Origin of the sequence: Stappia sp. MMSF_3263 (assembly GCF_030733745.1) — a bacterium.
Classification (GTDB): Bacteria; Pseudomonadota; Alphaproteobacteria; order Rhizobiales; family Stappiaceae; genus Stappia.
Map to the genome: position 1 here is coordinate 36,456 of NZ_JASHIK010000016.1, position 21,872 is coordinate 58,327.

Below are 21,872 nucleotides of genomic sequence, written 5' to 3' on the forward strand. Positions count from 1 at the left end.
GGATTTCTGCGCTTTTCGGCTTGCCACGGGCACGATTTCGCAAGAGTGTCCCTCCCCGAAGCCTGTCACGAATCGTCGGGCTTTCTGTTTCCAGGAAAGGGACTGCCATGAACAAAAACGATCTGATCGGCTCGGTCGCAGAGAAGACGGGCCTCACCAAGGCGCAGGCCGGCGAAGCCGTCGACGCAGCGCTCGACGCGATCACCGGAACCCTGAAGAGCGGTGGCGAAGTCCGTATCATCGGCTTCGGCAACTTCTCCGTTTCCGCGCGCGCTGCCTCCGAGGGCCGCAACCCGCGCACCGGCGAGACGATCCAGATTCCGGCGTCGAAGACTCCGAAGTTCAAGGCCGGCAAGGGCCTCAAGGACGCCGTCAACGCCTGAAGGCAGACCGTTCTGATTTACCCGACGGCCCCGCGGGCGAAAGCCCGCAGGGCCGTTTTGCGTTTTGCGACCGGCTTTGCACTTGCGCGGGCCGGACTTGCCGTGGCCGGCGCGTGCTTCTAACTTTCCTTTTGGCAAGGATGGGGCGTCATGGCTGGCGGAGCGAGCGGGCAGGACAAGGCACCGGTTCCCGGGCAAGACTGGGCGGACGGCTTTCGCGCGGATTGCGTGCGGGTCGCGGATCTTCTGGAGACGTCCGCCAGCGCGCGTCTTCGCGCCCTGCGATGGTTCGATCGCCCGCTTGTCGAAATCGCCGCCTCACGCGCCCTCCAGGACGATCTGATCGCCTCTGCCGGCCCGCGTCATGACGCGCACGGGTTCGACCGGCTCGGCTGGCGACCACCGCCACGCCTTCGGCAGGGCGCGGTGACGCCGAGCGTCTGGCACTTGCCGGATCTTCCAACGCGGCCCTGGTTCCTGCCCGATGGGATCGACCGCCGCCTGGAGGCCGCCCATGCGTCCGTCCTTGCCGAATTCACGAATATACGGGCGGCGATGCAGCCGCATCCCGACAGCGAGGAGATCGTCACCCGGGGCGCCTGGCCAGCGCTTATCGTCATCGGCGCGGGCGGCGAGATGCCCGAGGCACGCACGCGGCTGCCGGCGCTTATGTCACTGGTCGACGCGTTGCCTGTCTGCGGCAATTTCGGCTTCGTCTTCTTCGCCGGAACGGTCGCGGGCACCCAGATCGCGGCGCATTCGGGCTCGACCAACCTGCGGGCGCGGCGTCATCTGGCCCTCAGAGTGGCCGATGACACCGATGCGGCCATGGTGGTGGACGGCGAGGCCCGTCCCTGGGTGATGGGGCGCTGCATGACGTTCGACGATGCCTTCGCGCATTCGGTCGAGCACCGCAGCGGCGGCGACCGGGTCATCCTGTCCGTCGATACCTGGCATCCGTCCCTGAGCGAGGCGGAGGTGGCGGTTCTGTCCGATCCGGTCTTTCCGCGGTTCGGCAAGATCACACAGGCACCCGTCGCACCTGACTGACACGAAACTCCGACGCCGCGGACGGATGCCGGGCTGCCGGGGCAGGGTGGGTGCGCGCCATGTGCAAGTTTCCCGGCCGTTGTCGCAGGGTGGCTGATTGGCGACGGTCCGGCGGCAGGCGGGCAGGGCGGTCCGTGCCGGTCCGGGCACGGGACAAGGCGCACGCGGCTGTTGAATTCGCCGACGGCTCGGCTTAAAAGGCACGGGCCTTGAACTCGTCGCCGGTACCGGTGGCCGGTTCGGGATGCTCGCGCGGTCCGGCCTGTGTTGCCCGACCCTGTCGCGGGGCGGTTAGCTCAGTTGGTAGAGCGCCTCGTTTACACCGAGGATGTCGGGAGTTCGAGTCTCTCACCGCCCACCATTCTTCTCTCCCTCCGGCTGTCTCCGGTTCACCGTTCACACGATGGCCTGCCGCGTCCGGCCAGAATGCGGGATCTTCCGGTCGCGGTGCCGTCAGGTTGTTGGCAAAAGAAAGCCGGCATCCCGCGGGTGCGGAATGCCGGCTTTTCCAGGCGCCCTGAAGGGCCGGCGGCTAGCGCCGCCAGCGGACGAAGTAGCGTTCCAGGAGCGTGACGAAGCCGAATACGGACAGGCCCATCAGGCTGAGCAGCAGGATCTGCGCGAAGACACGTCCGACACGCAATTGGCTCGCGGCAACGCGCACCAGTTCGCCAAGGCCTTCGCCGCCACCCATGTATTCGCCGACGACGACGCCGATCACGCTCCAAACGGCCGCGAGCTTCAGCCCCGCGAAGATGTAGGGCGTTGCAAACGGCATCTGCAGCTTGATCAGGGTCTGCCAGCGGTTCGCCTCCAGCGAGCGAAACAGCATGCTCATGTTGCTGTCCGTCGCTGCCAGTCCCGCCGCCGTGTTGATGGTCACGGGGAAGAAGGAGATGAAGGCCGCCATCATGATCTTGGATTCGATGCCGAAGCCGAACCAGGCCACGAAGAGCGGTGCGAAAGCGACCTTCGGCATGGTGTTGATCGCCACCACATAGGGCATGATCGCCTTGCGGCCGAATGCGGTCGCACCGATGATCATGCCGAGCCCCAGCCCGACGGCGGCGGCCAGCATGAAGCCGAACACGACCTCCACCAGGGTGATCCATGTGGCATGGGCCACATAACCGCCCGTGAACAGGTTGTGCAGCGTGAAAATCAGGTCCTGCAACACCTGGTAGGGACCGGGCAGCACGAGCTGCGAGATGCCGCTGAAGGTCACGGCGGCATGCCAGACGGCGATGATCGCCGAGCCGAACAGCAGCACGAGCAGCCATTGCGGGGTCCGCTCGATCAGGGTCTTGCGCTCGTTTTCGGCAAGCGCGATCAGGATCGCCGGGTCGACATTGGTATTGTCAGCCATGGGCTGCCTCCTCGCCGCTACCGAACAGCAGGTCGTGTATCTCGCGGACATATTCGTTGAACCGGCTGCCGGTGATCATGTCCGGCGTGCGGGGGCGGGGCAGGTCGATCTCGATCCGCCTGACGATCCGTCCCGGACGCGGCGACATGACGAACACGGAATCGGCCAGGAAGATGGCCTCCTGGATGGAGTGCGTGACGATGATCGCGGTGGCCTTGCGCATCTGGCAGATACGCTCGAACTCGACATTCATCTGTTCGCGGGTGAACTCGTCGAGCGCGCCGAACGGCTCGTCGAGCAGCAGGATCTCTGGCTGCGTCACCAGCATGCGGCAGATCGCGGCACGCTGGGCCATACCGCCGGACAGCTCGGCGGGAACCGCATTGGCGAAGTCCGACAGACCGGCCATTTCCAGCAATTGCATTGCGCGCTCGCGGGCGAGGCCGGCGGCCTTGCGGCCTTCCCGGATCTCGATTGGCAGGAGCACGTTTTCCAGCACGCTGCGCCAGGGCAGCAAGGTCGGCTGCTGGAACATGATGCCGATCTGTTCGTTCGGGCCGGTCAGGGCCTGATCGTTCAACCGGATGTCTCCTCCCGTGGGAGGGATCAGGCCGGCGATCATTTTCAGAACGGTCGACTTGCCGCATCCACTCGCACCGACGAGAGAGGCCACTTGGCCTCTCTCCAGCTCAAACGAAACATCCTTCGCAGCGTGAATGATGTCGGCTTGGCCTTTCCGTGCGCGGCGGTAATGCTTGTTCACATTGTTGAGACGGAGAATTGCATCCCCGTCCGGCCGCGGCGCCTGCATCCTTATTCTCCCAGGTTTTCGACGAATTCGTTGGTGTAGATCGTGGAGAGATCCTCGATCGGCTTGTCGAGCTCGCCCGTCTCGAGCAGGCTCTTGTGCCAGGCATCCCAGCCGCTTGCGGGCAGGAACCCGAGCGTGTTCTTGCCGATAGGCGCGTATTGCTGGTTGACCGTGTCCAGCAGGGCGCGGGCGTAATCGCGACGCTCCACTTCCTGCGGGTTGTAGGTCTCGCCATCGGTCAGCACGCCCTCGGGGTTCTTCATGCCCCAGGTCGTGGCCTTGTGAACTGCCTTGGCGAAGCCGGCCACCATTTCAGGGGAATCGCGATAGATGTCGCCCCGCACGGCAAGGCCGTTGCCGAACAGGTCGAGCCCCTCCGGGGTCAGGTCGATGATGTCGACGCCACGATCCTTGAGAACGGCAATGCCGGTGAAGGAAGCGGCGAAGGCGTGGATCGTGTCGCGGTCGAACGCGGTGACGGCCATGCCTTCCTGGCCGATGGTCACGAACTTGTACTCGTCCGGCTGCACGCCGACGGAGGACAGGGCGCTGCGGGCGAAGGACACCTCGGCGCCGTCGGCGGTGGAGACGCCGATCTGCTTGCCACGCAGGCCGTCGGCCGACGTGATGCCATCGTTGCGGTCGCCGGCAAGCACGAAGAGGCCGCGCGAGAACAGGTTGTAGAAGAACTTCACGTCCGCGCCGCGCGCGACCGCGTTGAGGACGGGGCCCGGTCCGGGCGCGCCGAATTCGGCACGGCCGGCAGCCATCGCCTGCAGGACGGCGCCGGAGCCGTCGAGGCTCTTGATCGTCACGTCAAGGCCTTCCTCGGCGAAGAAGCCCTGCTGCTGGGCGACGATCATCGGGTACCACGCCATCGCCGAAGAGCCGGGCAGAACGACAGTGACGGGCTTCAGCTCTGCCGCTGCCACCAGGTTGCCGGTCAGGGCGACGGCCGCGACCGTCATGCCGATGCGGGTTGCCCAGCGGGACGCTGTCCGCGCCAGTTTGCTGTATGTATTGGACATGTATTCCTCCCAATCGAGTTTATTGCCACTCAATGGCCGGGGTTACTCTTCCCCGGCACGCACCGAAGCCGATGGAACGGAAGCCATCCCGTTCGCACAGGCCTTCGAGTACGATTTCGTCGCCGTCCTGCAGGAACCGGCGGATCTCGCCATTCCCCAGGTCGACCGGTTCGGCGCCACGGCGGGTCAGCTCCATCAGGCATCCCTGCGAGCCCTTGTCCTCACCGGAGATCGTGCCGCTAGCGACAAGGTCGCCCGGCTGCATCGGGCAGCCGTTGGACATGTGGTGGGTCAGCATCTGGGCGAAGGTCCAATAGAGGCCTGCGGCGTTGGTTCGCGTGACGACCACCGGTGCGCAGCCTTGCGCGCGCATGCTCTCGCTGGTCAGGCTTGCGGTCAGCTCGACCGCCAGCGCCCCCTGCGCGGCATCCTCCGCATCGCTGAGATAGGCAAGGAGCGGCGGATCGCCGGCCGATCTGCGTCTGGCGGGAACACGGAAGGGGGCGAGCGCCTCCATGGTCACGATCCAGGGGGAGAGGGTGGTGGAGAAGCTCTTGGAGAGAAAAGGTCCGAGCGGCTGGTATTCCCAGGCCTGAATGTCGCGGGCGCTCCAGTCGTTGACGATGCAAAGGCCGAAGAGCCGGTCCCGGGCAGCAGGCAGGGGCCGGGGCCCCGGCTCGTCTTCCCTGATGCCGACAAAGGCGCCGAGTTCGAGCTCGAAGTCGAGCATCGCGCTGGGAGCGTGGACAATGCCGTCGCCGGACCTGATCTGGCCGGCCGGCCGGCGGACATCGGTCCGCGACACGACGATCGAGGATGCCCGGCCGTGATATCCCACAGGCAGGCTCTTGAAGTTCGGCAGCAGCGGGTTGTCGGGGCGGAACAGCTTGCCGACATTGGTCGCGTGTTCGACCGAACAGTAGAAGTCGGTGTAGTCGCCGATCTGCGCGGGAACCGTCATCTGCAAGGTTCCCGCCGGCGACAGGAGGGGCGTCAGTGCCTCCTGGAGCGGTGAGCCCTCCCGCAGGGCACGGTGCAGCCACAGGCGCAGCGCATGCCAGTCCCGCGGCGAGCGGGCCATCAGGGCATTCAGGTCGGTGCCGCCAAGGACAGCGCGCGCATCGCCGTCGAACACCCCGTCGAGCAGGCCGCCTTGCGCGCAGGCCTTGAGATTGAGTGCCTGGTCGCCGATGGCGACGAAAACCGAGTGCATCTCAGACGAATCTGCCCGCCCGACACCGAACGGGAGGTTCTGCAGCGGAAACGCGCTGCCGGCGGCGTTTGCCGTCACGACCCAGCTTTCGGTGCGGGGATCATGTGTTTCGTCGAGCCGGGAATTCGTCATTGATTGCCACATCACCAATTGGTTACAAACTTTGTATGCAAAAAAGCATGCAAGATTGAATGCGTCAAGGCATACGTGTGGACGATTGATCCGGTGGCCATTTGTGGACTAGTCCAAGAGGCTGCTGGCATGGCTAGCTGACGCAAGGTCAAAGAGCAGGGAAGAGACGTTATGGCAGCCCGCACGGAGGCACCCCGCACGATCGAGCCGTGGATCATCCATGGTCCGCTCGCCCGATCCAGAACGGAGTCGGCGGGGGGCGTGTCTCCAGCCTGGTTGCGAGACCTTGAGGAGAGGGTGATCGCGGGCGCCGATTTCTGGACGATCGCCGATGAAATGCGGATCGAGGGACTCAACCAGGGCGACAAGGAAAATGGCGAAACACCGCCGATAGCCTTTGTCGAGCGGGTCTATGAGCTGCTCCGGATTTCCATCCGGACCGGAGCTCTTGCGACCGGCACGCCGTTGATCGAGGCGGAGATCGGCGATGCCCTGGCAGTCAGCCGGACACCGGTGCGCGAGGCGATGCAGCGGCTGTCGGCGGACGGTCTTCTGTCACGGCGCAAGCGCGGCTGGGAGGTCAGGAAACTCGACATGATCCAGATTCGCGAATCCTACGAGGTGCGCATGGCCCTTGAAGGCTTCGCGACGGCGCAGGCGGCGATTCGCGCAAGTGACCCCCAGATCGCGGAGATCGTTGCCGCGACGCGCTCGCGCGCAAGCCTTGGTTTCGAGGATGTCGCGCAGCGCCTGACGACGAACCGTGAGCTGCATGGCCTGATATTCGCCGCTTCCGGAAATGAACGGCTGATCGAGCTGATCAAGCGGAACATGCAGTACTATTTCGCGCACAGGTTTGCGCAGTTCGTTTCCCGGGAGGAGGCGGCGCTGTTCCAGCGCCAGCACGAGTTGATCGCCGATGCCCTTGCCGAGCGCGACCCCCGCGAGGCGGAAAGCGTCGCGCGGGAGCACGTCAAGTCGACCTATCTCGCCTTCGAGAAATTCTACAAGCTTCTGTAGTCCGCAGCCCTCGGATAGATGCTGGAGAGCGTGACGACAGACGGCCAGAGGAGATCCATGTGAGCGACGATACCGGGCTTGAGGCGCAGATCCGTTTCCTGCGCGAAGCCGACCGTCTGAAGGGGGTCGTGCGCGCCTCGCCGCTGATCGACGGATCGCGCCGCGAGAACAGCGCGGAGCATTCGTGGCATCTGGCCCTCTATGCACTCGTCCTTGGCGGACGTGCCGATCCTGAAGTGGACGTCGGGCGCGTGATCGGGATGCTTCTGCTGCACGACATCGTCGAGATCGATGCGGGGGACGCGCCGATCCACGGCACCGTGGATCCGGAACGGCAGGGGGCGTTGGAGGCCGCCGCCGCCGACCGTATCTTCGGACTGCTGCCCGGTGCGCAAGGGACGGAACTGAAGGCACTCTGGCTGGAGTTCGAGGAGGGTGCCTCGCCGGATGCGCGTTTTGCCAAGTCGCTCGACCGCTTTCAGCCGCTCGTCCAGAACGTTGCCGCCGGAGGGGGCACCTGGAGCGAGGGCAACGTGTCCAGGGAGCAGGTGCATGCGCGTTACGGTCCGCAGATCGAGGCGGGCTCGCCCTCGCTCTGGGATTACGCAAAACGGCTCGTCGCGCGTCACTTCGGATAGGTTCCGGTCCCGGCAAGACGCTTCTGTCGCTCCCGTTGCCGGTGCCCGGGCGGTTGTGCTTCCACTGCAGTGCTTGGCGAGATGCAGATCCGCTCCGCGCGACGATCAGCCTCAACGATGTAACTGTGTTCGGCCTCTCGGTCGTGCGCCTTCGGTAATGCGTGGCCTCAAGGGCTGACGGAAAGATCCAACCTGAGCGCCTACGTGCTACCGCGAACCCGTGTCTTCGGGCTCGGCGAGGGTATTCGGCCCGTGCTAACCTGTCGTCATCATTGGTATTTGCGCCGGCAGGCAGGACCGAACGGAGGAAGGTTCGATGGCAACGGATGCCCCCAGGCTGACATTCCATGGCGCCGCCGGCTGCGTTACCGGGTCCTGCCACCGGCTGGAGACGGCAGGCGGCACGGTCCTGCTCGACTGCGGCCTGTTCCAGGGCTCGAAGACCGAGAAGGAGCTGAACTATCGCCCGTTTCCCTTCGCCGCCGGCGAGATTGACGCGGTGATCCTCAGCCACGCCCATATCGACCATTCCGGCCTGCTGCCGAAGCTGGTGCGCGAGGGGTATGCGGGGCCGATCTTCGCGACCGGAGCCACGTTCGAGCTGTGCAGCGTGATGCTGCCCGACAGTGCCCATATCCAGGAGATCGAGGTCGAGCAACTCAACCGGCGCAACCGCCGGCGCAGTCGCCGCGAGACGGTCGAGCCGATCTATTCCGGCGAGGATGCGCAGGCAACGCTCGCCCTGTTCCGGCCCCATGCCTATGGCGACTGGTTCCAGGTGCTACCGGGCCTGCGCGCCCGCTTCTGGAATGCAGGTCACCTGCTTGGCTCGGCCTCGGTCGAGCTGGAGATCGCCGACCCGGCGATCCGGCTGCTGTTTTCCGGTGATATCGGCCCCGACTACAAGCTGTTGCATCCCGACCCGGAGGCACCGAGCGGCATCGACTATCTCATTTGCGAAAGCACATATGGCGACACCGATCGGGAGGACGCCACCCCGGCGCACCGGCGGGCGCAACTGCGTGCCGAAGTGAAGGCGGCGATGAACCCTAACGGTGCCCTGCTTATTCCGTCCTTCGCGGTGGAACGGGCGCAGGAACTGATCAGCGATCTGTGCCAGCTGATGGCCGAGGGCGCCCTGCCGCAAATCCCGGTCTACCTGGATTCGCCGCTGGCCGCTGCCGCGACCCGGGTCTTCGCCCGCCATGCCCGCGAGCTGGAGGGCGGCGAGACGCTGCTGCAGGGGCTCGCGGCCGGCAACCTGCAGATGACCGAGACGGTGGAGCAGAGCAAAGCGCTCGACCGCGTTCGTGGCTTCCACATCGTCATCGCGGCCAGCGGGATGTGCGAGGCCGGCCGCATCCGCCACCGACTGAAGAACTGGCTGTGGCGCGACGAGGCGACCGTGCTGCTCGTTGGTTACCAGGCAACCGGCACGCTCGGCCGCATACTGCAGGACGGCGCGCCGTCCGTCCGCATCCAGGGCGAGGAGTTCTCTGTCCGAGCCCGGATCCGTTCGATCGACCTTTATTCCGGCCATGCCGACGGCCCTGAACTGGCAAGCTGGATCGGTGAACGGTTGCCGTTGACACACGACCTGTTCCTGGTTCACGGCGAGCCGGAGGCGATAGAGGGACTTGTCGTCCGTCTGCCCGGCCTCGTTGAGGCCGACCACGTGCTCCGTCCCGACCTTGACCAGACGTTCGAGCTGACGAGGGAAGGTGCAATCCCGCTGGCCGGCCTGTTGCCACCGCGACTGCCGCGCGAGGAGGTGGCCCATCTCGATTGGCACAACGACGTCTCTCGCCTGCTGCTGGATATCAGCGACCAGCTTTCCGCCGAGCCGGACGAGAAGAGTCGCAACGTGGCGATTCGCCGCCTTCGCCGGGCGCTTTCCGGAGACGAGGTGGCGGAATAGGCGACTGGTGCCGCAGGTTGGCCTTGCCTCTGCGAAAACGTTTGGGCAACTTTCCTGCTTCGATGGGAACGGGATGCGGCGCGGCCAATGGCCGACAGACCGGCCCTGGATCAGGATCGGCCGGGAATGACCAAGGAAACGACTTCCGCGCAGCGTTCGCGCAACACCACCTTGCGGGACGTGGCCAAGGCGGCGGGCGTGGATGTCTCCACCGTTTCGCGTGTCCTGAAGAACGACAAGGACGTGCGGACCAGCGCGGAGACGCGGCAGCGAATCATCGAGGCGGCGGAGCGGCTGAAGTACCGGGCGAACCCGCTGGCCCGGGCGCTGAAGACGGCGCAGTCCCGCACCCTGCTCATCGTGGTGCCGCAGATCGAGAACCCGGTCTTCGCCTCCGCCATCCTCGGGGCGGAGGCCGAGGCGCGGGCGAGGGGATACGTGCTGCTGGTTGCCTATGACCAGAACGGTTCCGCGGCGAGCGTGCTGGAGCGGGTCTCGCAGTCCAGCCTGATCGAGGGCGTCATCATCGCGAGCTTCGACGAGGATGACAGCCTGCGCCAGAGCATCGCGGCGATGAACCGCCCCTATGTGGTCATCAACCGCGTCCTTCCTGGCGATGTGCCCTGCGTCGCTGTTGATACCTGTGCGGCCAGCGCGATCGGCGTGCGGCATCTGATCGATCTGGGGCACCGGCGTATCGGGCATGTGGCGGGCCGGCTGGGGCGCTTCAACGGCAACGCCCGCCGGCAGGGCTGGGAGGAGGCGATGTCGGCTGCCGGTCTCGACCCCGATCCGCAACTGGTAGCGGAGGCCGGATACGATCCCGAGCGGGTTCCGGCGGCGGTCGATCGCCTGCTGGAGCGCAAGGTGACGGCCATCCATGCCGCGACGCTGCTGACGGGGGCGGCCACCATCGCGCATCTGCACAAGCTCGGGCTCGACGTGCCGGGCGATATTTCGGTGGTCACGATGCATGACGACCTTCTCGCACGGGTCGTCTATCCCGAAATCACGACGGTCGGACTGCCCACTTCGGAAATGGGACACGAGGCCGTGCGAATGCTTGTGGATCAACTCGGGATGCCATCCGACGCAGCGTCCCAAAGGCCTCCCGTGCTGCTGCTGGCGCCGGGAAACCTCGTCGTTCGGGGCTCTGCCTCTTCCCTGAAAATTTAGGTGTTGACGCAGCCGGGTCTTTTGCATTCTATTTGAACAAACGTTTGCTCAAGTGTCCGGCCGCGCAAAATCACGCCGCCGTAGTCGAGAAGGGAGGACCATGGTGAGCAGTGAAACGCGGTTCGCGGAGTTTGCGGATATCGTCGGGGCGGAGAACGTCCTTACAACCGAGGACGACCGCAGGCGGTACGCCCACGACAAGCTGCCCTATGCGAATTTCCGGGCCCGCGCCGGGGCGCTGGTCGGCACCTTGCCGGGTGTCGTCCTGCGCCCGGGTTCGGCCGACGAGGTCCAGCGGATCGTGCGCCATGCGGCCAAGGCCGGTCTCCCCGTCATCCCCTATGGCAGCGGTTCGGGCGTCCTTGGCGGCACCATTCCGCTCGAGGGCGAGGTGATGATCGACATGCAGCGCATGGATCGGATCACCGGCGTCGACTACGAGAATGCGCTGGTGACGGTCCAGGCGGGCATGAACGGCGAGCTTTTCGAAGCGGAACTCAATGCGAAAGGCTACACGGTTGGCCACCTTCCCCAGTCGCTGACCATTTCCACCACCGGAGGCTGGGCGGCCTGCCGGGGCGGCGGGCAGGAGTCCAGCCGCTACGGCAAGATCGAGGACATTGTCGTCGGCCTCAAGGCAGTGCTTCCCGACGGTCGGCTGCTGGAGGTCCGGCCCTTGCCGAAGCGGGCGACCGGCCCGTCGATCCGCGACCTGATCGTTGGCAACGAGGGCACGCTTGCCATCATCACCGAACTCACCCTGCGCCTTTGGAAACAGCCGGAGGCGGAAGAGGTCATGGTGTTCGCGCTGCCGGAGCGTGCCGCGGCGCTCGGCCTTGCCCGCCGTATCATGCAGGCGGGGCTGCATCCCAGGATCGTGCGGCTCTATGACGAGCGCGAAACGGCATCGCGCACCGAAGGCATCGCCGCCTTCGCCGAGCGGCCCGTGATGGCCAATATCGTGGTGTGCGGCGAACCGGGCCTCGTGGCCGCCGAGGCTGCGTTGGTTCGCAGCTTCGCCGCCGAGGCGGGCGCGGTGGAAACCGAAACCCGGCCCTTCGACGAATGGCGGGCGACCCGATACAAGTCGATCAGCAAGCTGTGGCAGGACAAGGGCTACTACAACGACACCATCGAGGTGACTGTGAACTGGTCTCGTGCCGCCGCGCTCTACGAGGCGATCGAGAAGCAGGTGCCGGGGATCTTCCCGGAGGCGCATTTCAGCGCCCACTGGTCGCATGTCTATCCGGAGGGCGTGTGCCAGTACATGACCATCCGCCTGCCGCAAATGCCGCAGGACGAGGCCCTTCCGCTGCATGCGCGACTGTGGGAACTGCTGGAGGGCGAAACGCTCGCCCATGGCGGCTCCATCGCCCACCATCACGGCAGCGGCCTGTTCCGCGGTCCCTGGATGGATGACGAGCTCGGGGTCGGCATGGACCTGCTGCGTGCGGTGAAACAGGCGATCGACCCGCAGAACCTTTTCAACCCCGGCAAGCTCGGCCTGCCGCCGCGCGCCGGCTCCATCGACCCCTATCGAGACAGGGTGGACCATGCCTGATCCGTTGCTGCTGGGCATAGACCTCGGTGCCGGCTCGCTCAAATCGACCGTGATCGACGGCGCCGGCAAGGTCCACGGCGCGGCCTCGGCCGCCGTCGAGACGCTGGCCCCGCATCCCGGGTTCAGCGAGCAGGACCCGCTCGGCTGGCGGACGGCGATGATCGACACCCTGTCGCAGCTCTGGCGGCAGGGGATCGACCCTGCCCGGATCGGTGGCATCGCCTTCACGGCCGGCGCCCATACGCATGTTCTCGAGGATGCCGACGGCCGTGCCTTGCGACCGGCAATTATGTGGAACGACCAGCGCTCGGGGCGGCAGGTGGCGGCTCTTCGGCAGGCGCAGGGTGCGCGGATCCTGGAGCTGTCGGGCAATCTGGTCAGCGCGACCTGGACCCTGCCGCAGCTTGTCTGGACGCGGGAGAACGAGCCGGAACTGTTCGCCCGCATCCACCGGGTCCGTCCGGCCAAGGACTGGCTGCGGCGCCAGATCGACGGAAGCGATGCAACCGATATCACCGATGCCTGGGGGCTGATGCTGGCCGATGCCGGTGGCTCCGGCTGGTCGGATGAACTCTGCCGTATGGCGGGGATCGACGCGTCCGTCCTGCCGCCCATCGTCGGCTCGACGCAGGTCACCGGAACGGTCACGGCGGCCGCCGCGCAGGCGACCGGCTTGATGGCCGGGACGCCGGTGATCTGCGGGACGTCGGACACCAATGCCGAGACCTTCTGCGGCGGCATGACCCGCGCAGGGCTCGGCGCGCTCAAGCTGGCGACCGCGGGAACCGTGTCGACGCTGACGGCAACCCCGTCCTTCTCGGAAAAGGTCATCCATTACCCGCATCTGGTGCCTGGCCATTGCTACACGATCCTGGGGACCAATTCCTGTGCGTCGGCGCATCGTTGGCTGCGCGACACCCTGTTCGGCACCATCGGCTTCGATGGCATGGACCGTGCGGCGCAGGCCGTGCCGCCGGGAAGCGAGGGACTGGTCTTCCACCCCTATCTCAACGGCGAGCGCAGCCCGTATTGGGACCCGGACCTGAGGGCCTCCTATGTCGGTCTCGGCTTTGCCCACGGTCCCGGCCATTTCGTGCGGGCGCTCTACGAGGGCATCGCCTTCAGTCTGCGCGACTGCCTGGAAGTGCTTCGCGGGCTCGACATGGGGTTCTCTACGGCCCGGTTGGTCGGCGGGGGCACGCGCAGCGAGCTCTGGCAGCAGATCATCGCCGATGTGACCGGCCTGGTCATCGAGATCCCGCGCGAGGGCGATGCCTCCTTCGGCGCCGCCCTGATCGCCGGTCTCGGCGCAGGCGTCTTCGCCGATACGCAGGCGGCGGCATCCGTGATCGAGGTCAAGGCAACCCGGCGGCCCAACCCGGAAGCCGCACGGCGTTACGAGGACGGTTTTGCCATCTACCGCGAGACCAAGGACGCGCTGACGCCTGTCAACCATCGCATCGCCGCAGCCGGCAGGGAAGGGAACTGATGGCCGAAGTGAGCCTGCGCAACTTGCGCAAGACCTATGGCGGCGTGACTGCCGTCGAGGGGGTCAACCTGGATATCGCCAAGGGCGAACTGATCGTCCTGCTGGGGCCGTCGGGCTGCGGCAAGTCGACGACGCTTCGCATGGTGGCGGGCCTTGAAAGCATTTCCGGCGGGGAGTTGTTCATCGGCGGGCGCGATGTCACCAACCTGGAGCCCAAGGATCGCGACATCGCGATGGTCTTCCAGAACTACGCGCTTTATCCGCACAAGACGATCCGCGCCAATCTGGGCTTCGGCCTGAAGATGCGCGGCATGACCACCGCCGACACGGCCCGGCGCGTCGACGAGGTTGCCGAGATGCTGGCGATCACGCATCTGCTGGATCGCAAACCGCGCCAGCTTTCCGGCGGGCAGATGCAGCGGGTCGCGCTGGGCCGGGCGCTGGTGCGCGACCCGGCCGTGTTCCTGCTCGACGAGCCGCTGTCGAACCTCGATGCGAAGCTCAGGGTGCGCATGCGTGAGGAAATCGCGTTGCTGCAGAAGCGCATCGGCAAGGCGATGGTCTACGTCACCCATGACCAAACCGAGGCCATGACGCTGGCGGATCGCATCGTGATCATGCGCGACGGCCACGTCCAGCAGATCGGCGCGCCGCTGGAGGTCTACGACCGGCCGCGCAACGTGTTCGTCGCAGGCTTCATCGGATCGCCGGAAATGAACCTCTTTCCCGCCGAGATCGGCGAGGGACGCCTGCGCATGGGGCCGTCCGACGACCTGTCGCTGCCGGTGCCGTCTGGCGCGCCGGACGGGCCGGTCATCGCCGGTGTGCGGCCCGAAGCGCTCTTTGTCGCAGGCGAGGGCATTCCGTTTGCCGTGCGCGCCGTCGAGCAGCTCGGGTCGCAGACCCTGCTGATCGGCCGGATCGGCGAGCACCAGCTGCGCGTCATGGAAGATCGGCGCGACGACATCCGCGCGGGCGACACCGTACATGTTTCGGCCGACCCGGCGGGCATCCATCTCTTCGACAAGGAGACCGAACTGCGACTGGCGCTGTCCGCCTCTGCGGAACCAGCGCGGGACTGAACGAAATCACCGCGGCGGAGGACGCGGGGCAACTCGGGAGGAGAAACCATGAAGAAATCAAGCAATTCACCGCTGATCACACGGCGCCAGACCCTGCAGGGGGCCGGCATTCTGGGCCTTGGCGCGGCATTGTCCAGCCTCGGCGCACCCGCCCTGCGCGCGCAGGGACGCAAGGAAATCCGGTTCCTGAACTGCGAGACCGGCAAGGACACGCTCGCCTTCTTCGACAGGATCGCGAAGGAGTACCAGGAGAAGACCGGCATCGAGGTGCGGATCGATTCCGTCCCCCTTGGCGAGGCCTTCACCAAGATCACCAACGGCATTCGCAGCGGAACGCCCTACGACATTGCCAATGTCGGCTTCATCGGTCATGTGCTGATCCTGGCCGACCAGGGGCAGATCGTGCCGTTGAACGAACTCACAGATCCGTATGAATGGGGCAACAACATCCTGTTCCCGATGGACGGCAAGGTCTACTGGTACCCGTTCGACTACAACCTTTCGGTCATCTACTACCGCAAGGATCTCTACGAGCAGAAAGGCCTGTCGATCCCCAACACCTGGGACGATTTCGTCGCCAATTGCCAGGCCACCATCGAGGGCCGGCGCAAGGGCTGCCTGTTCCCCATCGGCTCAAACGGCGCCACCAACTGGATGTCGGTCGCCTTCATGTGGGCCGAGGGCGTCAAGCTGTTCGACGACCAGTGGAATGTCACGCTGGATGCCGAGGGCATGAAGTCCAAGGCCGCCGCCTATCTCGATTTCATGGAGCGGCTCTACCCGACCATGCCGCCGGGCGCGATCCAGGCCGACTATGCGACGGTGCTGTCCAACGTCGTGGGCGGGTCCGTCGCGCATGGGGCCTATGCGGGGCGGGTTCTCGAGGCGGCGGAGCGGGACAATCCGCAGGTTGCGGAAAACCTCGGCATCATGCCCTACATGGACAGCGCCGGGAACAACAAGGCGGTCAGTCATGGCTATGACGGCTGGGTGGTCCTGAAGACCGACAACACGGGCCCGGCGATGGAGTTCATGCGCTGGATGACCACCGACCGCCTGGTCGACTTCCTGCACACCGCGCCTGTTCATTTCCAGCCGGCGCGGCTGGACATCTACGACAATGACCGCTGGCGCGACAACGCGATGATCAAGAAATACTCCCAGCAGATCGAGACGATGCGCGGGATGGTCACCGACGACAAGATGCTGGTCACCTCGATCGACACCCAGGGACCGTATCCGGATATCCGCCCGGGCAAGGTGTTCGAGGCCTTCGTCATGCCGGAGATGCTCCAGAACAAGCTGATCAAGGGCATGTCGTCGATGGAAGCCGTCGAGACGGCGGCAGCGCGGATGCGCGACCTGGTGAACTGACCGCCGGTCTCGTTCCCGACACCAACCCGGAGGCGGCGAGACCTGCCGCCTCCGGCCTTCCGGATTGCGAAAAGGGTGCAAGAATGACCCGCTGGATGCTGCCGGCCTTCCTGGCTGTGGGCGTGATCGTGACACTGGTGCTGATTGTCGGTCCGGCGGTCTATGCCGTGTCGCTGAGCTTCTTCGATCTGCCGTCGCTGACCTCCGACCCGGTCTGGGTGGGGCTGGCGAAATACCAGGCCGTGCTGGCAAGCGCGGAGTTCTGGAACGCGTTGTGGAACGGCATCGTCTATGCCGGTCTGGCAATCGTACTCCAAGTTGTGCTGGGTATCAGTTTCGCGCTGGTGCTGCACCAGCCGTTTCGCGGCCGGGCTCTGGTGCGCGGGATGGCGTTCCTGCCCTACCTGCTGCCGACCGTGATCGCGGTTCTGACCTTCAAGTGGATGGTCGACGGGTCACTCGGCATCGTCACCATCCTGATGGACGATTGGGGCCTGCCGCCGATCTACTGGTTCGAGACCGAGCAGGCGGCGATGATATCGGTGATCCTGATTTCGGTCTGGCTGTGGACGCCCTTCGTCACCACGACCTTCCTTGCCGGCCTGCAGACCGTGCCCACCCAGCTTTATGAGGCGGCCCGCGTCGATGGAGCCGGTCCTGTCCGCCGCTTCTTCCACGTCACGCTTCCGGTGCTGCGGCCGATCCTGACGGTGATCGTGCTGCTGCGCGGGGTGTGGATGTTCAACAAGTTCGACGTCATCTGGCTGACGACGGGCGGCGGTCCCCTGGGGGCGACGGAGCATCTTCCGATCCTGTCCTACCGGACGGCCTTCGCGCTCTATGACATCGGTACGGGCGCGGCGGTCGCGACGATCTCGTTCCTGTTCCTGTCACTGGCCGTTTTCCTCTATTTCCGAGCCTTTCCCATGGAGGACGATGCATGACAACCGCATCGCGCCGGCCGCTCGCCCGTATCGGCCTCTATCTCGCGGCAATCGCCATCGCGCTCTACAGCGCCTTTCCCATCTACTGGATGGTGTCGTCCTCGCTGCGGCCGACGCAGGAGATGCTGCTCAATCCGACGCTCGTCCCGACCGAACTCACCCTTCAGTACTATTACAGCCTGCTGGCCCAGACCGATTATCCCCGCCAGTTCCTGAACAGCCTGATCGTTGCCTTGTCGACGGTCGTCCTGACCATGTTCCTGTCGGTGATGATCGCCTATGGCGTCACTCGGCAGAGGATCCGCGGCAAGAAGGCGATCATCGCCGGCATGCTCTATGCCTACATGTTCCCGCCGCTGCTGCTCGCCATCCCGCTCTACGCGATGTTCACCAAGGTCGGGCTGAACGACACGCTCTTTTCCCTCGTCATCTCGCACCTGACCATGACCATGCCGCTCGGGGTCTGGTTCCTGTGGGGCTTCTTCAAGGCGATGCCGTTTGAACTGGAGGAGGCGGCGATGGTCGATGGCTGCACGCGGCTCGGGGCCTTCCTCAGGGTGGTGCTGCCGCTCTCCGTGCCGGGGTTGGTGACGGTGGCGATCTTCGCCTTCCTGCTGTCCTGGACCGACTACACGTTCGCGCTGGTGATGATCGGTTCGGACGTGAACAAGACCGTGCCGCTCGGGCTTGCGTCCATGATCGGCGCGTTCGACCTACGCTGGGGCGACATCATGGCTGGATCAACCCTGATCGCGATGCCTCTGTTTATCGCCTTCATCCTGCTCTCCCGCTATTTCGTGCAAGGTCTGACGGCCGGCGCGGTGAAAGGATAGGTCATGGCTCTGCGTATTCTCGGCGCCCCGCAACGCTATGTTCAGGGTCCCGGCGCGATCGACACGCTCGGCGCCGAGGTGGAACGCCTGGGAGGCGGCCCGGTTGCCATCGTGATCGACCCGGTTGCCCGCGACCTGCTCGGCGATCAGATCGGGCGCTGCCTACCGCAGGCCCGCCTCCTGTCGTTCGGAGGGGAGTGTACGGCAGGAGAGATCGAGGCTCGCGCCGCCGAGATCGGCGACGCGCGCCTGATCCTGGGCATTGGCGGGGGCAAGGCGATCGACACGGCCAAGGGCGCGGCGATCCTGCGCGACCTGCCAGTAGCGATCGTTCCCACGATTGCCTCCAATGACAGCCCGACGAGCCACATCGCGGTGGTTTACACGGCCGATCATGCCGTCGAGGGCGTGCGCCATATGCGGGCCAATCCCGTTCTGGTGCTCGTCGATACGGCCGTTATCGCATCGGCGCCACGCCGCTTTCTGGCCGCAGGCATCGGCGATGCCATGTCGAAACCCTATGAACTTGCCGGTGCGCTGGCAGGCGGCGGACTGAACTTCTTCGGCGGTACCCCGACCGAGCTGACAAAAGCCATCGTCGAACGCGCCCGTGCCATCCTGCTGGACGACGGGGAAGCGGCGATGCGGGCCGGGAAACCGGACGACGCCTTCGAGCGGGTCGTGGAAGCCTCGATCCTGCTGAGCGGGTTGGCTTTCGAAAGCGGCGGACTTTCCATCGCCCATTCCATGGTGCGTGGTTTTTCGGCAATGCCGCAGCTCGCCCGCCTCCTGCATGGCGAGATGGTGGCGCTCGGCACGCTGACACAGCTTGCCGCCGGGCAGGGCAGCAACGAGGAAATCGAGGAGCTGACCGCCTTCTTCGAAAGAATGGGGTTGCCGGTGTCGTTCGCGGAATTCGGGCTCGCTGAGGAAGGCGATTTCCGGAAGATGGCCGAGATCTCGCTGACGGCACCCTATGCCGGGAACTACATGCGCCGGCTGGAGCCGGGCGATCTGGTTGCGGCCATGCGCTCCCTCGACCGGCGGTCTTGATGCGCCCACCACACCTGAGGGGAACTGCGATGCGAAGGGCAATTGTAACGGGCGGGGGAACCGGCATCGGGCGCGCGACGGCGGAATATCTGGCAGGGCACGGCTGGCAGGTGACCGCGGCAGGTCTGGAGTGCGATGCGGACCTTTCCTCCGGAATTTCCTTCCTCGAATGCGATGTCACCGATGAGGGGGCCCGCAAGGCGCTCTTCTCCTCGGTGATCGAGCTGCACGGGCTCGTCAATTGCGCCGGGGTGATCCGTTTCGATGCGGAATGGGACGCGGATGTCTTCGAAAAGGTCATGTCGATCAATGTCGGGGGCAGTTTCGCCGCCGCGACGGCCGCTCTCCCGGCTCTTGAGCGAGGGGGCGGGGCGGTGGTCAACATCGCCTCGATGTGGAGCTGGTTCGGCAATGGTGTCGCGCCGGCCTATTCCGCAAGCAAGGGGGCGGTCTCCTCGCTGACCCGCTCGCTGGCTGTTGCCTGGGGCGGGCGCGGGGTCCGCGTCAACGCTGTGGCACCGGGCTGGGTCGACACGAAACTGTCGGCCCGGGCGAAGGCAGATCCGGTGCGCGGCCCCCGGATCGAGGCTCGCATACCGCTCGGCCGCTGGGCGCAGCCTGCCGAGATCGCATCGGTCATTGCCTTCCTGCTTTCGGAGGAGGCCTCCTACGTTCACGGTGCGATCATTCCGGTCGACGGCGGTTATCTCGCGGCCTGATACCGGCTGCGGACCGCCACCGGGAGGTTACTGGTAGTTGGAGAAATCCGGCGCCGGCAGGACCGTCGAAAGCCTCGACTGGTGGCGTCCGCCCAGGACATGGAAAATGTCTCCGAAAATATGGGTCCAGGGTACGGGGTAGCGCGATGCCTCGCCGTCATGCATGTCGCCGGGTTGTTCGCGCGGATGGCGCGCCGGATTCTCCGTCAGCGCCGGCAGCAATGCGTCGAGCCGCCGGTTCATCTCCTCCCACCAGGCCTTCGCGAAGGGCGTTTGCGGTTTGAACACGAAGGCGCAGCAGCCGATCAGGCTACGGAACTGCAGCTGCAGCCATTTGCGATGGAGGTAGGCCTGCGCCCGCCGGTCGAGGCTTTTGCCAAGCAGGCAGCTTGACGAGTACATGTTGGAAATGGCGCCGGGCGAGGGCTCCCGGTAGCCGGCGGCCCATATCGCGGCGTTGCCGTCCAGCTGCCGAAAGGCGGGTTCCCAGCTGTGGTAGTGGGGCTTGATGTCGGCATAGCCGCCGCCATGATGCAGCATGGCATAGCAGCGCAGGAAGTCGGCCCGGTGCGCGAGATTGAGATGGGGATAGGCGGGATGCAGCTGGTCCGCCGGGATGAATTCGCCCACCCGCTCGGCGGTGATCAGCTCGATTTCGCAACCGGAGTGGTAGCGAAGCGCTGCAAGCCCTTTCTTCCGGTTCTCCGTCAACGGGTTTTCCCCGGTCCAGAAACAGAAGATCCGGCGCTCGAGCATGGGTTCGCTGATCCCGCAGGAGAAGGGCTGGCGGAGGTGCGGAAGCCCGGACGCTGCCGGCCCCGCTGACATTGCTCCTAGCTAGCACGGCCCGGATGCGTGCGCAGCCCTGCGATTTCGCATCCTGTGCCTGCCTCCGGCCCGTTCGCGGTTCAGAACGTTTCGCGTTCGCCGGTGACGCTTTCCAGGAACTCCCGGTCGAGGCGCACGCCGATGCCCGGGCCTTGCGGCACCGCCATCATGCCGTCCTCTGTCTCCAGGCTTTCCATGATGATGTCCTTGCGGAAATAGCGGCTGGCGCTCGATGTGTCGCCCGGCTTGCGGAAGTTCGGCAGGGTGGAGAGATGGATGTTGTGGGCGCGGCCGATGCCGGCTTCCAGCATGCCACCGCACCACACCGGCACGGCCCAGGCGGCGGCGATGTCATGGATGCGCATCGCCTCGGCATGGCCGCCAACCCGGCCCACCTTGATGTTGATAACCCGGGTTGCATCGTTGGCCAGCGCCTTTCGGGCGTCTGCCGCCGAGCGAATGCTCTCGTCGAGGCAGATCGGCGTGACGATGCGCTGCTGCAGCACGGCATGGTCGTGCAGGTCGTCATAGGCGAGCGGCTGCTCGATGTACTCCAGGTCGAAGGCGTCGAGGGCGCGCATCACCTTTGTGTCTGCCAGCGTATAGGCCGTGTTGGCATCGACGCTGAGCCGGGCGCCGGGCAGGGCGGCGCGCACGGCCGAGACAAGCGCGATGTCGTGCCCGGGCTGGATCTTCAGCTTGATCCGCTTGTAGCCCTCGGCATGGTGGCGCTTGGCCGCCTCGACCGTTGCCTCGATCTCGTCGATGCCGAGCGATACGCCGACCGCGACCTTGTCGCCGGAGCCGCCGAGCAGGGTCTTGAGCGGCAGGCCAAGGGACTTCGCCCACAGGTCCCAGAAGGCCATCTCCACGGTTGCCTTGGCCATCCAGTGACCGCGCCATGGGGCGAGCACGCGCTCCAGCTCGCCTGGATTGGCGAAGCTCTTGCCGACGACATGCGGCAGGATCGCCTCGCGCAGGAAATGCGTCGTGGCCGAGATCGTGTCGTCGAGATAGTCCGGCAGCGGGTCCATGACACCCTCAGCGATGCCTTCCAGTTCGCCCGACTTGAGCACCAGAACGGGGAGGACCTTCTCGCGCATCGTGCCCGTCGAGGTGGTGAAGGGATTGATCAGCGGCAGGTGAACGACTCGCAGTTCGGCGCTGTCGATGGTCAGGGCTGCGGATTGCCGGGTGGCAAGCGGACTGGTCATCTGGGGTCCTCGAAGGATGCTGGAAAAGTGGTTACGCGGT

20 protein-coding genes and 1 tRNA gene are annotated in these 21,872 nt (G+C 65.5%); 15 read left to right on the forward strand and 6 right to left on the reverse strand.

Annotated features, from left to right (window positions below; translation table 11 throughout):
• Positions 1-107: 107 nt before the first annotated feature.
• From RBB46_RS16670 to RBB46_RS16680, 3 genes are all read left to right on the forward strand, one after another.
• Positions 108-383: an HU family DNA-binding protein gene (locus RBB46_RS16670; protein ID WP_306030142.1), complete on the forward strand. Its 276-nt coding sequence runs from the start codon at positions 108-110 to the stop codon at positions 381-383.
• Positions 384-533: 150 nt separating this feature from the next.
• The gene (locus tag RBB46_RS16675) at positions 534-1,433 is read left to right on the forward strand and encodes an aspartyl/asparaginyl beta-hydroxylase domain-containing protein (RefSeq protein ID WP_306030143.1); all 900 of its coding nucleotides are present in this window, start codon (positions 534-536) and stop codon (positions 1,431-1,433) included.
• A gap of 285 nt (positions 1,434-1,718) precedes the next feature.
• A tRNA-Val gene (locus tag RBB46_RS16680) sits at positions 1,719-1,794 on the forward strand.
• 171 nt (positions 1,795-1,965) lie between these two features.
• On the opposite strand, the gene RBB46_RS16685 is transcribed toward RBB46_RS16680, so the two are convergent.
• From RBB46_RS16685 to fahA, 4 genes are read right to left on the reverse strand one after another with little or no spacing between them, the layout of a single operon-like run.
• Positions 1,966-2,799 carry an ABC transporter permease gene (locus tag RBB46_RS16685; RefSeq protein WP_306030144.1) on the reverse strand — a complete coding sequence of 278 codons (834 nt, stop codon included), beginning with the start codon at positions 2,797-2,799 and terminating at the stop codon, positions 1,966-1,968.
• Positions 2,792-3,610, reverse strand: a complete 819-nt coding sequence (locus tag RBB46_RS16690; protein ID WP_306030145.1) for an ABC transporter ATP-binding protein — start codon at positions 3,608-3,610, stop codon at positions 2,792-2,794. Before RBB46_RS16690 ends, RBB46_RS16685 begins: the two co-directional genes overlap by 8 nt.
• Before the next feature lie 2 nt (positions 3,611-3,612).
• Positions 3,613-4,638, reverse strand: a complete 1,026-nt coding sequence (locus RBB46_RS16695) for an ABC transporter substrate-binding protein (RefSeq protein WP_306030146.1) — start codon at positions 4,636-4,638, stop codon at positions 3,613-3,615.
• A gap of 19 nt (positions 4,639-4,657) precedes the next feature.
• Positions 4,658-5,983: a fumarylacetoacetase gene (gene fahA / locus RBB46_RS16700; RefSeq protein WP_306030147.1), complete on the reverse strand. Its 1,326-nt coding sequence runs from the start codon at positions 5,981-5,983 to the stop codon at positions 4,658-4,660.
• A gap of 171 nt (positions 5,984-6,154) precedes the next feature.
• Between fahA and RBB46_RS16705 the strand changes: the two genes are divergently transcribed.
• The 12 genes from RBB46_RS16705 (at position 6,155) to RBB46_RS16760 (ending at position 19,790) form a co-directional block, all read left to right on the forward strand.
• On the forward strand, positions 6,155-7,003 hold the full coding sequence (locus tag RBB46_RS16705; RefSeq protein ID WP_306030148.1) for a GntR family transcriptional regulator: 849 nt from the start codon (positions 6,155-6,157) through the stop codon (positions 7,001-7,003).
• Between the two features lie 59 nt (positions 7,004-7,062).
• Entirely contained in the window at positions 7,063-7,641 is a 579-nt protein-coding gene (locus RBB46_RS16710) for an HD family hydrolase (protein ID WP_306030149.1), read from the forward strand.
• A 316-nt stretch (positions 7,642-7,957) separates the two neighbouring features.
• Positions 7,958-9,559 carry an MBL fold metallo-hydrolase gene (locus tag RBB46_RS16715; RefSeq protein WP_306030150.1) on the forward strand — a complete coding sequence of 534 codons (1,602 nt, stop codon included), beginning with the start codon at positions 7,958-7,960 and terminating at the stop codon, positions 9,557-9,559.
• Between the two features lie 126 nt (positions 9,560-9,685).
• Positions 9,686-10,735, forward strand: coding sequence for a LacI family DNA-binding transcriptional regulator (locus RBB46_RS16720; RefSeq protein ID WP_306030151.1), 1,050 nt, complete (start codon positions 9,686-9,688; stop codon positions 10,733-10,735).
• Between the two features lie 100 nt (positions 10,736-10,835).
• Positions 10,836-12,296, forward strand: a complete 1,461-nt coding sequence (locus RBB46_RS16725) for an FAD-binding oxidoreductase (protein ID WP_306030152.1) — start codon at positions 10,836-10,838, stop codon at positions 12,294-12,296.
• Positions 12,289-13,785, forward strand: a complete 1,497-nt coding sequence (locus tag RBB46_RS16730; RefSeq protein ID WP_306030153.1) for a xylulokinase — start codon at positions 12,289-12,291, stop codon at positions 13,783-13,785. The genes RBB46_RS16725 and RBB46_RS16730 overlap by 8 nt, the downstream gene beginning before the upstream one ends.
• Positions 13,785-14,867 carry an ABC transporter ATP-binding protein gene (locus RBB46_RS16735; RefSeq protein ID WP_306030154.1) on the forward strand — a complete coding sequence of 361 codons (1,083 nt, stop codon included), beginning with the start codon at positions 13,785-13,787 and terminating at the stop codon, positions 14,865-14,867. The genes RBB46_RS16730 and RBB46_RS16735 overlap by 1 nt, the downstream gene beginning before the upstream one ends.
• Before the next feature lie 48 nt (positions 14,868-14,915).
• Positions 14,916-16,241: an ABC transporter substrate-binding protein gene (locus tag RBB46_RS16740; protein ID WP_306030155.1), complete on the forward strand. Its 1,326-nt coding sequence runs from the start codon at positions 14,916-14,918 to the stop codon at positions 16,239-16,241.
• An 83-nt stretch (positions 16,242-16,324) separates the two neighbouring features.
• Entirely contained in the window at positions 16,325-17,185 is an 861-nt protein-coding gene (locus RBB46_RS16745; RefSeq protein ID WP_306030156.1) for a carbohydrate ABC transporter permease, read from the forward strand.
• Positions 17,182-18,018, forward strand: coding sequence for a carbohydrate ABC transporter permease (locus RBB46_RS16750; RefSeq protein ID WP_306030157.1), 837 nt, complete (start codon positions 17,182-17,184; stop codon positions 18,016-18,018). The genes RBB46_RS16745 and RBB46_RS16750 overlap by 4 nt, the downstream gene beginning before the upstream one ends.
• A 3-nt stretch (positions 18,019-18,021) precedes the next feature.
• The gene (locus tag RBB46_RS16755; protein ID WP_306030158.1) at positions 18,022-19,071 is read left to right on the forward strand and encodes a glycerol dehydrogenase; all 1,050 of its coding nucleotides are present in this window, start codon (positions 18,022-18,024) and stop codon (positions 19,069-19,071) included.
• Between the two features lie 29 nt (positions 19,072-19,100).
• On the forward strand, positions 19,101-19,790 hold the full coding sequence (locus RBB46_RS16760; RefSeq protein WP_306030159.1) for an SDR family NAD(P)-dependent oxidoreductase: 690 nt from the start codon (positions 19,101-19,103) through the stop codon (positions 19,788-19,790).
• Between the two features lie 27 nt (positions 19,791-19,817).
• Here RBB46_RS16760 and RBB46_RS16765 read toward each other — a convergent pair whose 3' ends face one another.
• Both RBB46_RS16765 and menC read right to left on the reverse strand, forming a co-directional pair.
• Positions 19,818-20,546, reverse strand: a complete 729-nt coding sequence (locus RBB46_RS16765; RefSeq protein WP_306030160.1) for a hypothetical protein — start codon at positions 20,544-20,546, stop codon at positions 19,818-19,820.
• 152 nt (positions 20,547-20,698) lie between these two features.
• Entirely contained in the window at positions 20,699-21,832 is a 1,134-nt protein-coding gene (gene menC, locus RBB46_RS16770; protein ID WP_306030161.1) for an o-succinylbenzoate synthase, read from the reverse strand.
• Positions 21,833-21,872: the final 40 nt, after the last annotated feature.

What these genes read in the sequence shown, in the direction of transcription:
- RBB46_RS16740 (WP_306030155.1), top strand. Translation starts at nt 14,916, where the DNA reads ATGAAGAAATCAAGCAATTCACCGCTGATCACACGGCGCCAGACCCTG.
- RBB46_RS16730 (WP_306030153.1), top strand. Translation starts at nt 12,289, where the DNA reads ATGCCTGATCCGTTGCTGCTGGGCATAGACCTCGGTGCCGGCTCGCTC.
- RBB46_RS16705 (WP_306030148.1), top strand. Translation starts at nt 6,155, where the DNA reads ATGGCAGCCCGCACGGAGGCACCCCGCACGATCGAGCCGTGGATCATC.
- RBB46_RS16695 (WP_306030146.1), bottom strand. Translation starts at nt 4,638, where the DNA reads ATGTCCAATACATACAGCAAACTGGCGCGGACAGCGTCCCGCTGGGCA.
- RBB46_RS16715 (WP_306030150.1), top strand. Translation starts at nt 7,958, where the DNA reads ATGGCAACGGATGCCCCCAGGCTGACATTCCATGGCGCCGCCGGCTGC.
- menC (WP_306030161.1), bottom strand. Translation starts at nt 21,832, where the DNA reads ATGACCAGTCCGCTTGCCACCCGGCAATCCGCAGCCCTGACCATCGAC.
- RBB46_RS16725 (WP_306030152.1), top strand. Translation starts at nt 10,836, where the DNA reads ATGGTGAGCAGTGAAACGCGGTTCGCGGAGTTTGCGGATATCGTCGGG.
- RBB46_RS16685 (WP_306030144.1), bottom strand. Translation starts at nt 2,799, where the DNA reads ATGGCTGACAATACCAATGTCGACCCGGCGATCCTGATCGCGCTTGCC.
- RBB46_RS16735 (WP_306030154.1), top strand. Translation starts at nt 13,785, where the DNA reads ATGGCCGAAGTGAGCCTGCGCAACTTGCGCAAGACCTATGGCGGCGTG.
- fahA (WP_306030147.1), bottom strand. Translation starts at nt 5,983, where the DNA reads ATGACGAATTCCCGGCTCGACGAAACACATGATCCCCGCACCGAAAGC.
- RBB46_RS16745 (WP_306030156.1), top strand. Translation starts at nt 16,325, where the DNA reads ATGACCCGCTGGATGCTGCCGGCCTTCCTGGCTGTGGGCGTGATCGTG.
- RBB46_RS16670 (WP_306030142.1), top strand. Translation starts at nt 108, where the DNA reads ATGAACAAAAACGATCTGATCGGCTCGGTCGCAGAGAAGACGGGCCTC.
- RBB46_RS16720 (WP_306030151.1), top strand. Translation starts at nt 9,686, where the DNA reads ATGACCAAGGAAACGACTTCCGCGCAGCGTTCGCGCAACACCACCTTG.
- RBB46_RS16765 (WP_306030160.1), bottom strand. Translation starts at nt 20,546, where the DNA reads ATGCTCGAGCGCCGGATCTTCTGTTTCTGGACCGGGGAAAACCCGTTG.
- RBB46_RS16675 (WP_306030143.1), top strand. Translation starts at nt 534, where the DNA reads ATGGCTGGCGGAGCGAGCGGGCAGGACAAGGCACCGGTTCCCGGGCAA.
- RBB46_RS16750 (WP_306030157.1), top strand. Translation starts at nt 17,182, where the DNA reads ATGACAACCGCATCGCGCCGGCCGCTCGCCCGTATCGGCCTCTATCTC.
- RBB46_RS16760 (WP_306030159.1), top strand. Translation starts at nt 19,101, where the DNA reads ATGCGAAGGGCAATTGTAACGGGCGGGGGAACCGGCATCGGGCGCGCG.
- RBB46_RS16755 (WP_306030158.1), top strand. Translation starts at nt 18,022, where the DNA reads ATGGCTCTGCGTATTCTCGGCGCCCCGCAACGCTATGTTCAGGGTCCC.
- RBB46_RS16690 (WP_306030145.1), bottom strand. Translation starts at nt 3,610, where the DNA reads ATGCAGGCGCCGCGGCCGGACGGGGATGCAATTCTCCGTCTCAACAAT.